The organism is Tenacibaculum sp. MAR_2009_124, assembly GCF_900105455.1.
Lineage (GTDB): Bacteria > Bacteroidota > Bacteroidia > Flavobacteriales > Flavobacteriaceae > Polaribacter.
Genome location: NZ_FNSF01000005.1, coordinates 980832 through 994126 on the forward strand (window position 1 = coordinate 980832; position 13295 = coordinate 994126).

The window sequence follows — 13295 nt, forward strand, 5'->3', positions numbered from 1 at the left end:
ATCTTGAAAAAATTGTTTAACTAACACCCAGGATTGGAAGTTATTTAAAGAGATTACCAAAACTAAAAAATTAATAAAAAGAAAAGCTTTTTTCGTACCCCCTTTTGAAAACCATAGGATTAAGCAAAATATAAATCCGTGAATGGAACTAACTAGCAAGAATAAGTTGAAAAAATCTTTCACCATCAATTTTTAAAGTTGTTGTTTTCCCTATAAAAACAAATATATACATTTTGGTTTTTATGTTAATACGTTTTGATTGATCGTATTTTGCCGTGAATTTATAAAAACAAGCTTTCTTTTATGAATACAGGGAAGTAGTTTTTGCTTATACCTCTTTTGTTGATTTATTTCGTGGTAATGAAAATTTATGAAGAGAATCTGAAACAGATTCTGGTTGTTTATTTAGTTTTTTAATAAAAAAACACATGGACAAAACTAAATGAGAACCTCTTAAAAAAATGAAACCTGAAATAAAACTTAACATGATGAAAAAACAATTATTTATGATTCTATTAGCCATAAGCGTTATGGTTAAGGCTCAAGACAACACGGATTCTAAAGAAACAGAAAGTCAAAGAAGCATGACTGAATTCTCTAAATCAAAACGACATAGCCTTAGTTTAGATGTAATTGCAGGACTTGCTTTCCCAGCCTTTAACCCAAGGTATGAGTATGTGCTAAATAAGTACAGTGGTATTGGTGCAGATTTAAATATTAATTTTGATAATGAAAAAGGCTCGGAAATCTTAGAGAAATTTTCGTTTTCACCTTATTATCGCCAGTACTTTTTTTCGAAAGAAGATTATGGTGCTAAAGGATTTTATGGTGAAGGTTTTTTAAAATTCTACACATATGAAAATGACTTCAATTTCTGGTTTGATAATTCTACAAATACAAATGACAAAACCTATTTTGAAACAGCGGTAGGTGTAGGTATTGGCTGGAAATGGGTAAGTGATTCTGGATTTCTTATTGATATAAACGGTGGTTTAGGTCGTAACCTTGGTTTTGCAGACGATCCTAATGAGCGAGATTTTACTGGAAAATTTGGTTTAAACTTTGGCTGGCAGTTTTAAAGTTTAAGCAAGTTCATTTATTTGAATTACAATTACTAATCAACAAATGTTTCTTGAATAAATTTAAAAAGGTTAGTAATGTTAGGAAGAGAACTTTTTTAGGTTCTCTTTTTTATTTCTTGTAACCTTATAAAAATATAGCTATTTCACAATCATTGATTTTACTTAGTTTTTGGTTTTTGAAAATTCGAGTTATTAACAAAAAGTGAGAATTTTAGCACACCTGAATTCATTCTCAAGAGAAATAGATAAATTTTTATACCTTTAGATCTTAAGTAAAATTGCAACGTTTTTACAACTAGTTAATTGTTATCTAAAAAATTAAGCCTATGATTTTCTATGGAACAAAAGGATCCCATATTCACTCTGAAAGAACCTCTAAAGGAGTTGAATGTGATAACTGTGAGGAAGTAGTACCTCATAATATATCAGTATACGGAAAATACGTGTATTTATATTGGATTCCCGTTTTCCCAATTGGTAAAAGAGCTTTTTCTGAATGTACGAATTGCAAAGTAACAAATGATTTTAGCGGAATGAATGAGAAGCTAAAGCAACATTCCTTGGATATTAAAAAACACACAAAGACTCCTGTTTGGTATTGGTCTGGTCTAGGTATCTTTGCTCTACTTATTTTCTTTGTATTTTACTACGCACAACAACACGAAAAAGACAAAGTCATTTATATTGCCTCGCCAGAAAAAGGTGACATAATTGAGTATAAACCATCTGATTTTTACTCTACTTTAAAAATAGTTGAAGTAACAAAAGATTCTGTTTATGTTGTACAAAATAATTACGAAATAGAACGACGAAGCAAACTTTATAAAATTGATAAAGTCGAAAATTATGGTAATGTACACTCTTCTTTTTCAAAGAAAGAATATAAAGCCATGTTTGAGAATAGAGCTTTTTTGGATGTAGATAGATAAAAGTTTTTAGTTTATTACAAAAATAACATCATATTTATAGTTTATTTCATTGATGAGTTTTTACCAGTTGAGGTCATTTTGAGATACCAGACAAAAATATTCTTAAGTGATTATGATTATAGCGATAGAATTATTTTTGAGTTAAGTCTGGTCGACTAGATTTTTTGTCCTGTTTTATTCTGAGCATAGTCCCAGGGGGTCAATCAATGGAAAAGGAAAAAAGGTTCATAAAAACGCTATGTACTAATAAAAGAAAAATATGTTACAAAATAATGATATTGAAAACATCTTGTTTTTAGATATTGAAACAGTACCACAAAACGAAATGTGGAACAGTTTGTCAAGTGAAGAAAAAGAACTTTTTGATCTAAAAACGAAATACCAAAGAAAAGAGGAATATAGTGCTGAAGAGTTTTATCAGAGAGCTGGAATTTGGGCGGAGTTTGGTAAAATAGTTTGTATTTCGGTAGGCTATTTTATAAATAAAAATGAAATAAAAACCTTTCGGGTTACTTCATTTTCAGGAATTGATGAGAGAAAAATATTGCTAGATTTTAAAAGCCTTTTGGAGAATCATTTTAACCAGAAACAGCATTTATTATGCGCTCATAATGGTAAGGAATTCGATTTTCCATACATTGCTAGGAGAATGGTAATTCATGGAATACAACTCCCGGATAAACTTAATTTATTTGGAAAGAAACCATGGGAAATTGCGCATTTGGATACTCTGGAATTATGGAAGTTTGGTGACTATAAACATTATACTTCGCTAAAATTACTTACTTATGTTTTGGGAGTTCCTTCCCCTAAAGAAGATATTGACGGAAGTGAGGTTGCAGGTATTTTTTATAAAGAAAAAAACATTCAAAGAATTGTCGATTATTGCGAACGTGATACGGTTGCAGTAGCACAGGTGTTTTTACGGTTAAATAATCAACCTATTTTACAGGAAGATGCAGTTGTGAGCATAAAGAAAGAGGCCTTTCAGCCTCTTCACAATCAATAAAGCATACATTATTCCCTTAGTAATGCAACTATTTATTCCTAATAAAAATCCTGAAAATACAATCACACTATGAGCTTCGAGGTTTTAGTGTAACTAACTAATACTATGTAAAATCAAGAGTAAGCAAAGTATAGCATGAAGTAATTTCAGGACATAGTTTTATGAATGGTCCTAATATAGTATTGAGAGACCGTTTCAGATTTTAATTGTTAACAGGCACTACTTTTACTTCGTATTCGTCGTTCCCATTGGCATCTTTACCTTTCCAAAATTTAAAAACATAATCTTCTTCTTGTCGTACCTGTATTGGAATATCAAGTTCTCTTTCTATTGCCTGATTAACGCAATTAGCATCTAAATCCTGTAAAGCTCTTACAGCTACAATTCTTGTTGTATCATCATATTGATAATACAAGTTGTAAAATGAATGGCAATTGTCAGGTAAAGAGTATTTAATTTTAATGGTATCAATAGTATTGTATGTAAAACTATCGGGTGTTGTTGACTCGTCAATAGGCAATAGTTTAACCACTAAATTATTTCCATCGAGTGAACATGAAAGAAAGCCTAGGGTTAAGACAAATAATAATATTTTTTTCATGAGTTTAGGTTTTTAAAATTGATAAATTAATCCAGAATGCACACCAATGGTATAAGGCCTAAAACCATTATCGTTTTTTGAAAAAGTATTTAATTGAACTTTAAACATTGGGTTAATTGCGATCTTTAATTTTTTGTTTATTGAGTATTGAAGGTCAATACCTAAGTTTCCACTAAAATTTATAGTGTTTAAATTACTGGCTTTTCCCAGTGATTGAGATTGAGTTTCGGAAGAGAGTATCACTTCATTTTGATTTAGAAATAAAGAACTTACTCCTGTAACTATTTGAGAACTGAATTTTTTACTTTCTAAAAACGTATATTTTACTTCTACAGGAATTTCAATATAACTGTAGTTTTGTTGTAAAGAAGCACGAGTAGTTTCAACTCTTGAAGTGGAAAGAGAATTTGCATCAAGTGCAGTTTCTGAAGTGCTTAATAAGAAAGCCGGTTCCGAATTATGTTCTACATTTTCCAAACTAGCTCCTCTAACATTGTTAAGAACAGAAAGATTAGAGTTTGAATAGCCAATTTTTTGCACAAACACACCTGACTGAACAGTCCATTTATTAGTTACCTCATAGGCAAGTTTTACACCATATGAAAAAGTATTTTCTCCGTTCGTATCAGAAGCGTTTAAACTTTTATCTAACGCCGAGGTATTCGTAAAAGAGTTGGTATGAGTTAATGCAAACGTTGGCGATACTGACCATTTGTTGTCTTTCGTTGCAGCAACTAATACACTATCTCTTTTTTCCAATTCCTTTAAGAAGTCTTTTTTGATAGATTTCTTAGTGGAAGTAGAATCATTTTTAGAGGAAATTTTAACTGAATTGTTTTGTGTTTTCTTTTCGAAAGAAATCTTTTCCATAGCATTTTTCTCTTCGGATAAAGACCCTTCTTTCACCGCTTTATCTAAAGTTGAATTTTCACTAGCAATAAGGTTTGTATTTTGAGTTAAATTTTTTATTGATGCACTATTTTGTTTTGGTTGCCTTTTTCTGGGGGTATTTGAGCTTTTTGCAATTACAGTCTTTTCTTCCTGAATAGGTAAAACAGGTATGGATTTATGAATCTGCATTGAATCTTTAGTACGCTTAGGAGAAGTTACAATAACGTCATTAATAATAGGTTTATCGGTTTTTAAAAACGGATATAATAAGAACCCAGCAATGATAACAGAAGCAGCACCAGCATACATCCACCACATGGGTAAAACTCTACGTTTTTTCTTTTTTAGCTTTGCTTCAATAGCACTCCAAACCTCAGGATTAGGAGTTGCCTCCATACCTTCAAGTTTTTCTTGAAACAATCTATCTATATTTTCTTTACTATCCATTTATGCTTCTTTTTGTACTTTTTGATGAGCTTCTATTTTTTGCTTTAATGATAACCGAGCTCTTGATAAATTAGACTTTGAAGTTCCTTCAGAAATTTTTAACATCTCGGAAATTTCTTTGTGAGAAAACTTATCTAATACATATAGGTTAAAAACTAATCGATACCTATCGGGTAATTCTTGAATACATGATAAAAGAAAATCTACATTTACTTCAGATTCATCATAATACACATCTTCTACTTCTTCAATGGCTTCTTCTTTTATCAACTGTAAAGGCGATTTTTGCCGATACTTTTGTAAAGCGGTATTAATAGCTACTCTTTTCATCCATCCTTCAAAAGACCCTTTATGATCATATTGTTTAATTTTTTTAAAAATGACCATAAAACTGTCCTGTAAAGTATCCTGAGCATCCTCATAATTTTTAGAATATTTAAGGCACAAGGCAAATAGCTTTGCAGAATATAGTTGATAAACTTCTGCTTGTGCCTTAATATTCTGATGGCAACATTGTTGTATGATTGTTGTTAGGTTAATGAGTCTATTTTTTTTTAAAAATACTAATAATTAAACTGAGCCTTTCCGTTGTTGCAAACAATTCCTTTTGGCACTCCAGGAAGGTCGCAGGTCGACATTACATTCCATCTTTTATTGTATTTATCTTCTTCTTTTCTGTGTTTTTCAATTAAACTTTTAAACAGTTCAACATTTATTTCATTTGAATAAGCAATATAACCATGTGGGCCACCACAAGCCTTGCTTCCATAGGAAATAAACGACCAATCATCAGGATTGTTACAAGTTAAATCTTTGAGCATATTATTAGCCTGTTCAAGTATTTTTGATACTTCTTGATAGTGTTCTTCTTGATTTCTTGAATCAATAGGTTCTTTAATATTATCGTTGTTATTACATGATAATAGAATAATAAATAAAATAGGTAGTAGTTTTAGGTTTTTCATAATTAAAATTGGTTTTTCATTTAATAAATAGGTTAATTAGGTAAATCGTAAGATTCTTTTTTAGTTTTGGTTAAAATTCTTATTAAAGACGTGTCTTTTCCGATATTCATATTTGATGATTTTTTAATAGAAATTAAAAGTTCATATTCGTATCCATCCTCATATACGAAACCATTAATAGTATCATAGCAGGTTTTCCAAGCATCAAATTCATTTTCCTTAAAGAGCAATTCTTTCTGAGAAGCTTTTCTGGAAGCTATCATAATAAATTTTTGATTCTTTAAATCTTTTGAACTAGTAATGTTCATTAGTCGTAGTACATTGTCTATTTTTGATTGAAGCAGTCTTTTCATATGAGAATATTTAAATGGAACGTCTAACTTTGCTTAAAACATCATTAGTGGTTTTTATTACTAGATGCATAAAAAATTAAAAGGTTGCGTAGAATACTCTTATTTTTGTAAAAATTATGCAGAACAAGGTTTTTAACATACAGTCTGAAGAAGATTTTAAAGAAGTTGCACTTGCTGTTTTTAAACATCAATTCGCTAACAATAACGTATATCGATCTTTTTGCGATTTACTCTATATTCATCCATCAGATGTTACAAAAATTGAGGAAATACCTTTTTTACCGATTCAATTTTTTAAATCGAAAGAAATACTTTCCTCTAAAGATCAAGTACAAGAAACATTTTCAAGCTCTGGAACAACGGGCAGTGTTACAAGTAAACATTTGGTTACCGACATATCCTGGTATGAGAAAAGTTATTTGTTAGGGTTTGAACAATTTTACGGAGACATAAGCGATTACGTTGTTTTGGCTCTATTACCAAACTATCTCGAACGGAAAGGTTCTTCATTAATTTATATGGTGAACGATTTAATTAAACGCTCAAGTCATCCGGAAAGTGGATTTTATTTAAATAATTTATCTGAGTTAACTAAAACGTTAAAAGACCTTGATAAAAGAGGAAAAAAAGTCTTGTTAATTGGAGTTTCATTTGCTTTGTTAGATTTAATTGAGCAATATCAGTTTTCTTTAAAAAACACCATTGTTATGGAAACAGGTGGAATGAAAGGAAGAAGAAAAGAGTTAATTAGAGCTGAACTTCATGACATTTTGAAAAAAGGTTTCGGAATATCTGAAATTCATTCAGAATACGGAATGACTGAACTATTAAGTCAGGGATATTCTAAAGGAAAAGGTATTTTTAATAGTCCACCTTGGATGAAATTATTAACAAGAGATACGGAAGATCCTTTAACAGTATTACCCAAAGGAAATTCAGGAGGAATTAATGTTATTGATCTAGCAAATTTTAATTCATGCTCATTCATTGCGACTCAAGATTTAGGAAAAGTACATTCTGACGGTAGCTTCGAAATTATAGGACGTTTTGATAATTCCGATATCCGAGGATGTAATTTAATGGTTCTATAAGAATTTGTTAAGTATATGACAAAAAACAATTTAACTTGACCAGTTCATTTTTTTACTACTTATATTTATTAGGAGACAATGTCACCTCGAGCGTAGTCGAGAGGTCTTTTATATCTATACCTAGTAAAATTAGAGTCTCGACTGCGCTCGACCTGACATTGAGAGTCCGTTTAGCTAATTTTGTTATGTACTTAGAAGAATTTATTAAAATAATTCAAAACAAGTAGCTTAGGGTAAACTATTTAATTTTCAAGTAAAAACACAAAGAGTAACATTCTTTAGCACCTTTCCTTGCTATTGACTAAAACCAAAGAGATAAAAAAAGGCAAGTTTAATGTAAGCCTTTGTTAATGTATTCGACAACTTCACAAAACTATACCATTATGAAACAACTTTTTACTTTAATATTGTTAACAATATCGACGGCTATTTTTGCCCAAAAAATAGATTATAACACCAAAAAAGGCTTTGTAGCTGAGGGGTATGATGTGGTATCTTATTTTGTAGATAATGAACCTAATAAAGGAAGTAACAAATTCCAAACGGTTCATGATGGGGTGAAATTTAAATTTTCTTCAGAAAAAAATCTAACACTATTTAAAGAAAGCCCAGAAAAATATATTCCACAATATGGAGGATATTGTGCATATGCAATAGCAGCGAAAAAAACAAAAATGTATATCGATGCTGAAGCGTATGAAATAAGAGATGGAAAGTTGTATTTATTTTACAATTCTTGGATATCTAATAAACTTGATGATTGGAAAAAAGGAGATACTAAAAAGCTTCAGAATCAAGGAGATAATAATTGGGAAGAACTTAAATATAAATAATAGTAGAAATGAATAAATTAGTTATCATCTTTCTTTTTATATGTTCGTTAGGATATAGTCAAAAAAATTACAATGTAAAAAAAGGACTTGTAGCCAAAGGATATGATGTTGTAGCCTATTTCAATAACGCTGCAACAAAAGGAAATAAAAAGTTTTCGACCAGTTATAACGAGGCAACATTTAGGTTTTCTTCTCAAAAAAATTTAGAAAAATTTAAAGGATCACCTGAAAAATATGTGCCTCAATATGGAGGATATTGTGCGTATGCAATTGGGAAAACTGGAGAGAAAGTTGATATCAATCCAAAAACATTTGAAATAAGAGATAATAAATTATACTTGTTTTACAACGCTTGGGGAACCAATACACTAAAATTGTGGAATGAAGAAAGCCCTGAGAAATTAAAAGAACAAGCAGACAAAAACTGGAAGTCGATTAATCATTAATACCAGTTGGTGTTTGAAATTACTGTAAAAGAAAAAAGAACGTTTTATTACGGTAACTTTAAATTGCAAATGGTATAAACTAATATGATTCAATTGAATCTAGGGGGACGACGAAAAAGAGCTGAATCATTTCAGCTCTTTTTTTTATGCCATTTTGCGAGTTGAAATCAACTACCTAGAGGTAAGCTCACGATACATTCAAAGTAAACTGTTTTCGGAATTTTGATACAAGTGTCGGAGCATTTTAATCTCACTTAAAGAGTAAAAGAAAACTGATTGTTTTTTTTCTTTATTCAAATTACAAATGGTATAGTAATCTTTTTCTTTTATTTTTGTTTGAAACATCCTTTCTAGCATGAACAACTTTTCATTTTTTAATCGAGAAAACAGTAAACAAGAATTACAATCAACAGAATTCGATATTCTAATTATTGGTGGAGGAATCACCGGTGCTGGAATTGCGCTCGATGCAGCTTCCAGAGGAATGAAAGTTGCACTCATTGAAAAAAATGATTTCGCCTCTGGAACCAGTAGTAAATCTACAAAGCTGATCCATGGTGGATTGCGATATTTAAAGCAATTCGATTTTTGGTTGGTTAAAGAAGTAGGAACAGAAAGAGCTATTGTTCATAAATTAGCACCGCATTTGGTAATTCCTGAGAAAATGATTTTACCACTAATTGAAGGTGGAACCTATGGTTCTTGGTTAACCTCAATCGGATTAAAAGTGTATGATGTTTTGGCTTCCGTTGAGGGCGATGATAAAAGAAAAATGCTGGATAAAGAAGAAGCTTTAGAAAAAGAACCATTGCTACCTGAAGGAGTTTTAAATGGTGCTGGATATTATGCAGAATATAGAACAGATGATGCTCGTTTAACCATTGAAGTTTTAAAAACAGCGAGTCAATATGACGCTCAAATAATAAATTATGTAGAAGCCAACGAGTTTATCTACAAAAATAAACGCGTAGTTGGTGCAAAAGTAACAGATGTTTTTTCTAAGGAAACATTTAATGTCAATGCTAAATATGTAGTAAATGCAGCAGGGCCTTGGGTAGATGAATTACGTCAAATTAATAACTCAAAAATAGGAAAACGTTTACATTTAACTAAAGGAGTACACTTAGTGGTTGCACATGAAAAATTACCTGTAAAACAATCGGTGTATTTTGACATTCCTGATGGACGAATGATGTTTGCGATTCCAAGAGGGAAAGTAACGTATTTCGGAACTACCGATACTAATTATCAGGAAGACAAAAACAATGTAGAAACTTCTATTGTTGATGCGTTGTATTTAATAGAAGCCGTAAATAATATGTTTCCTGAAATCACATTAACCTTGGAGGATATTGAATCTTCGTGGGCAGGTTTACGACCTTTAATTCATGAGGAAGGCAAGTCGGCTTCGGAACTGTCAAGAAAAGATGAAATTTTTGTATCAGATACGAAGCTTATTTCTATTGCTGGAGGAAAACTTACCGGATACCGTAAAATGGCAGAACGAATTGTTGACTTAGTGGCTAAGAAAATGACACGTAGGTTTGAAATAGAATTCGATCCTATTCAAACAGAAGAGATTGTATTGTCTGGTGGCCCATTTCAGAATTTCAAGTCTGTAAAAATTTACAATAAACAAGTGAATAAGCGTATGAAATCTGAAGGATTTACGAAACAAGATGCCGCTTATTTAGTATATAACTATGGAAAACAAACCAGTACTATTTTAGATAAGTTTGATGAGTTATCAGAAGAAAATAGCGAAAAAAGACTATTAAAGGCGGAAATTTGGTTTAGCATTCATCATGAAATGACCTGCACACCAACCGATTTTTTTATGAGAAGAACAGGGCGTTTGTTCTTCGATAAACCGAGTGTAGATAGAAATAAACAATTTGTTATAGCTGAGTTTGCTACATATTTTAACTGGGAAAAAGAATTGGTAGAAATTCATAACCAGGAGTTGGAAGAAAAAATACAATTGGCGGTTCAGTTTAAGTAAGAAAAATTGTTTTTGCGAAAAAGAATATACTAAAACCAATTTTTGAGGGAGTCTAAAAGTAGTATGAATTTGAGTTTAATTTATTCATTCATTCATCTCAATTTGAGGGAATGCTCAAGTTTATCATAGGAATTCCGTGAATAGATTTTTTATAGCTTGGAGGATTTAATATTTTCGAAGGATGAAAAATATGAAGATAGTATTACTTTTCTTTTCCGTTATTTTATTTGCCAATCTTTATGGACAGGAACGAGAAAAAAACAGTTATGAGAAAAAGATTGAAAAGATAAGAACAGAGCTTCTTGAACCTTATGATGGAGATAGAGTAATGTTAGAACACAGATATTACTCATTAGGGTATTATTTTAATAAAATAAACCAACCAGATAGTGCTTATAAATATATCTCTAAGTCTAAAGATTTAAGTTTAGAGTTGCAAGATACTTTAAAGATAGCCAAGAGGATGTTTAGCCTGGCGAGAATAGAGACAAGAAAGGAGTTTTTTACAAAGAGTGATTCTACGGTGATAGAGGCCCTTAGATTTTTAGGGCCGAAAAAAAATAAATATAAAATAACGGTTTCTTTATATAATATTCTTGGGAACAATGCAAATTATAAAGGTGATTTTCGAGAAGCGGTAGTATGTTATAATAAAGCTTTAGACCTGGCTACAGACTCAGTTAGAATTATTGGCTACAAAAGTAATATTGCTAATAACTTGATTTATCTAAAAGAGTATAATCAAGCCAATATTATTTATGAGAATATAAGGCATAGTCAATATTTTGGCAGTATTTCGCAAGTATTAAAGTCAAAGGTGCTAGATAACCATGCCTATTCTAGATTATTAAATAATGATAATGTTAAAGAATCAGACTTTTTAAAAGGGCAAAAGATCAAAAGTGAAATTAACGATTTTGTCGGATTATCTTCGAATTATTTCTATTTATCTGAATTTCATCAAAAAAGAGGAGGAATAGACAAAGCACAAGAATATGCCCAGTTAATGTATAAATTGGCATTAAAGTACGATTTGACTAGTGCAAGGGTATTAGCAATAGATAGAATTCTATCCTTAGAACCTCATTCTAGAGCTAAAGAATTAAGTCTTGAAAAGTCTAATATTTTGGATAGTATTCAAAAAGAGAGAAATGAATTTGCGACTACCATTTACAATTATAAGGATGAGTTCAATAAGCGAATTATAGCAGAGAATAATTTGGCAAGGGAAAAGCTTCAAAAGCAAGAAGAAATAGCGAAGCAAAAAGAACAAAAGTTACTTGGTTGGTTAATAGCTGCTATTAGCTTGTCCGCATTAATCTTAGTGACTATCCTGTTTTTATCAAGAAGAAGAAAAATAGCCTTTAAAAATCAATTAGAAAAAGCAAGAACCAAATATGAAGAGCGCGATAGAATAGCACAAGAATTACATGATGGTGTATTAAGTAAACTATTTGGAATACGCTTAGGTTTAGGGTTTTTAAGTATAAAAGGAGAAAAAGAAGACTTGGAGAAACATGATCATTTATTGAAAGATTTACAGAATGTAGAACAAGAAATAAGAGAGGTTTCACACCAATTGAGTTCAAGTAACAAAACAGATTTTGTGGAGCTATTAAGTCAATTGTTTCAAGAGAAAAGTAGTATCGGAAAATTTACGCACGAACTTGATGTATCGGGTATCAATTGGGATGCTTTGGAAAAAGAGTATAAAACCAATTTACAGAGAATTATACAAGAATTGCTTCAAAACACCCTAAAACACGCTAAGGCAACGAAGGTAAAATTGAGTGTCAAAAGAAGCAAAAATGATGTTTATTTGAAGTATAAAGACAATGGAGTGGGGTTCAATATGAACAATCACGCAAACGGAATTGGACTTAAAAATATAAAATCGAGGGTAGAAAAACTTCACGGAGAGTCTTCTATATTTTCAAAACCAGAAAAAGGGATAAATGTAGAGATAAAATTGCCTCTGAGGTATTGAGAAATCAAACAAACAAGGAACGTTTTCTAACGTATTATTTCAAAAGATTGGTAACGATTGAAGTAATCTGTAAAGTTAAGACAAGATTATACGATTCCTGATGTTAATTTACTCCTTGATTATTTTAGTGTATAATGCCGATCTATATTTAAAACTCTAGCATGACTAAAAGGAAATGATTGAGTATTTTTAAATAAGAATCGGTATTACCTCAATAAAACTAGCATTTCACGATACAAACAGACTTTAAAAACGATAATTTAATCATACTAAGGGATTTCTTATTTCTTTACAGACGAGTGTTTTATAATACAAATAAGGACATAAAAGTCATTAAAGCCTTGATATGCTTCGAAAACCTAGGAAAAAAGCGTTAAAATGTTTTTATTTATAAGTTAAAACCTTAATTTTAGTAAAACAATAATATACTTAAAAACATTTAAAATGAAAAACGGTTACACTTTTAAACTAGAAGCAATAAAATTAGGAGGAGGTAATGATGTACCAACTCAAGGAGGAGATACCACTGGAGGTGGAGGAGATGGAAGTGATGGAGGAGATGATGGTTAGGTATTCTCTTTGAATGATTAAAAAACTCTTGAAAATATTTCAAGAGTTTTTTAATTTTATATGTTTTTAAAATTATTTTTGAAAATCTA

General features: G+C 30.7%; 14 protein-coding genes. 9 read left to right on the forward strand and 5 right to left on the reverse strand.

What is annotated here, in order from left to right; genetic code table 11:
* Window positions 1–488 precede the first annotated feature (488 nt).
* The 3 genes from BLW23_RS15125 to BLW23_RS15135 all read left to right on the forward strand — a co-directional run bounded on the left by BLW23_RS15125 (window position 489) and on the right by BLW23_RS15135 (window position 3020).
* On the forward strand, window positions 489–1079 hold the full coding sequence (locus BLW23_RS15125; RefSeq protein ID WP_143032194.1) for a hypothetical protein: 591 nt from the start codon (window positions 489–491) through the stop codon (window positions 1077–1079).
* 329 nt (window positions 1080–1408) lie between these two features.
* Window positions 1409–2011 carry a hypothetical protein gene (locus tag BLW23_RS15130; protein ID WP_093671296.1) on the forward strand — a complete coding sequence of 201 codons (603 nt, stop codon included), beginning with the start codon at window positions 1409–1411 and terminating at the stop codon, window positions 2009–2011.
* 259 nt (window positions 2012–2270) lie between these two features.
* On the forward strand, window positions 2271–3020 hold the full coding sequence (locus BLW23_RS15135) for a 3'-5' exonuclease (protein ID WP_093671298.1): 750 nt from the start codon (window positions 2271–2273) through the stop codon (window positions 3018–3020).
* 202 nt (window positions 3021–3222) lie between these two features.
* Here BLW23_RS15135 and BLW23_RS15140 read toward each other — a convergent pair whose 3' ends face one another.
* The 5 genes from BLW23_RS15140 to BLW23_RS15160 are packed head-to-tail and all read right to left on the reverse strand — an operon-like array spanning window position 3223 to window position 6277.
* On the reverse strand, window positions 3223–3621 hold the full coding sequence (locus BLW23_RS15140; RefSeq protein WP_093671300.1) for a hypothetical protein: 399 nt from the start codon (window positions 3619–3621) through the stop codon (window positions 3223–3225).
* A 12-nt stretch (window positions 3622–3633) separates the two neighbouring features.
* A complete protein-coding gene (locus tag BLW23_RS15145) occupies window positions 3634–4959 on the reverse strand; it encodes an outer membrane beta-barrel protein (RefSeq protein ID WP_093671302.1) in 1326 nt (441 codons plus the stop codon).
* The gene (locus tag BLW23_RS15150) at window positions 4960–5499 is read right to left on the reverse strand and encodes an RNA polymerase sigma factor (RefSeq protein ID WP_093671304.1); all 540 of its coding nucleotides are present in this window, start codon (window positions 5497–5499) and stop codon (window positions 4960–4962) included.
* Window positions 5500–5522: 23 nt separating this feature from the next.
* Complete coding sequence (locus tag BLW23_RS15155) at window positions 5523–5924, reverse strand: hypothetical protein (RefSeq protein ID WP_093671306.1); 402 nt, start codon at window positions 5922–5924, stop codon at window positions 5523–5525.
* A gap of 32 nt (window positions 5925–5956) precedes the next feature.
* A complete protein-coding gene (locus BLW23_RS15160) occupies window positions 5957–6277 on the reverse strand; it encodes a DUF4377 domain-containing protein (protein ID WP_093671308.1) in 321 nt (106 codons plus the stop codon).
* Window positions 6278–6393: 116 nt separating this feature from the next.
* Here BLW23_RS15160 and BLW23_RS15165 point away from each other — a divergent pair, with 116 nt between their 5' ends.
* The 6 genes from BLW23_RS15165 to BLW23_RS23715 all read left to right on the forward strand — a co-directional run bounded on the left by BLW23_RS15165 (window position 6394) and on the right by BLW23_RS23715 (window position 13206).
* On the forward strand, window positions 6394–7368 hold the full coding sequence (locus BLW23_RS15165) for a LuxE/PaaK family acyltransferase (protein ID WP_093671310.1): 975 nt from the start codon (window positions 6394–6396) through the stop codon (window positions 7366–7368).
* Between the two features lie 383 nt (window positions 7369–7751).
* A complete protein-coding gene (locus BLW23_RS15170; protein WP_093671844.1) occupies window positions 7752–8201 on the forward strand; it encodes a YHS domain-containing (seleno)protein in 450 nt (149 codons plus the stop codon).
* Window positions 8202–8209: 8 nt separating this feature from the next.
* Window positions 8210–8647: a YHS domain-containing (seleno)protein gene (locus BLW23_RS15175; RefSeq protein ID WP_093671312.1), complete on the forward strand. Its 438-nt coding sequence runs from the start codon at window positions 8210–8212 to the stop codon at window positions 8645–8647.
* 355 nt (window positions 8648–9002) lie between these two features.
* Entirely contained in the window at window positions 9003–10649 is a 1647-nt protein-coding gene (locus BLW23_RS15180) for a glycerol-3-phosphate dehydrogenase/oxidase (RefSeq protein WP_093671314.1), read from the forward strand.
* A 190-nt stretch (window positions 10650–10839) separates the two neighbouring features.
* The gene (locus BLW23_RS15185) at window positions 10840–12636 is read left to right on the forward strand and encodes a sensor histidine kinase (protein WP_176829843.1); all 1797 of its coding nucleotides are present in this window, start codon (window positions 10840–10842) and stop codon (window positions 12634–12636) included.
* A 444-nt stretch (window positions 12637–13080) separates the two neighbouring features.
* On the forward strand, window positions 13081–13206 hold the full coding sequence (locus BLW23_RS23715) for a hypothetical protein (protein ID WP_255362808.1): 126 nt from the start codon (window positions 13081–13083) through the stop codon (window positions 13204–13206).
* Window positions 13207–13295: the final 89 nt, after the last annotated feature.

Coding starts and splice junctions, on each gene's coding strand:
- BLW23_RS15125 (WP_143032194.1), top strand. CDS start 489: ATGAAAAAACAATTATTTATGATTCTATTAGCCATAAGCGTTATGGTT.
- BLW23_RS15130 (WP_093671296.1), top strand. CDS start 1,409: ATGATTTTCTATGGAACAAAAGGATCCCATATTCACTCTGAAAGAACC.
- BLW23_RS15135 (WP_093671298.1), top strand. CDS start 2,271: ATGTTACAAAATAATGATATTGAAAACATCTTGTTTTTAGATATTGAA.
- BLW23_RS15140 (WP_093671300.1), bottom strand. CDS start 3,621: ATGAAAAAAATATTATTATTTGTCTTAACCCTAGGCTTTCTTTCATGT.
- BLW23_RS15145 (WP_093671302.1), bottom strand. CDS start 4,959: ATGGATAGTAAAGAAAATATAGATAGATTGTTTCAAGAAAAACTTGAA.
- BLW23_RS15155 (WP_093671306.1), bottom strand. CDS start 5,924: ATGAAAAACCTAAAACTACTACCTATTTTATTTATTATTCTATTATCA.
- BLW23_RS15160 (WP_093671308.1), bottom strand. CDS start 6,277: ATGAAAAGACTGCTTCAATCAAAAATAGACAATGTACTACGACTAATG.
- BLW23_RS15165 (WP_093671310.1), top strand. CDS start 6,394: ATGCAGAACAAGGTTTTTAACATACAGTCTGAAGAAGATTTTAAAGAA.
- BLW23_RS15170 (WP_093671844.1), top strand. CDS start 7,752: ATGAAACAACTTTTTACTTTAATATTGTTAACAATATCGACGGCTATT.
- BLW23_RS15175 (WP_093671312.1), top strand. CDS start 8,210: ATGAATAAATTAGTTATCATCTTTCTTTTTATATGTTCGTTAGGATAT.
- BLW23_RS15180 (WP_093671314.1), top strand. CDS start 9,003: ATGAACAACTTTTCATTTTTTAATCGAGAAAACAGTAAACAAGAATTA.
- BLW23_RS15185 (WP_176829843.1), top strand. CDS start 10,840: ATGAAGATAGTATTACTTTTCTTTTCCGTTATTTTATTTGCCAATCTT.
- BLW23_RS23715 (WP_255362808.1), top strand. CDS start 13,081: ATGAAAAACGGTTACACTTTTAAACTAGAAGCAATAAAATTAGGAGGA.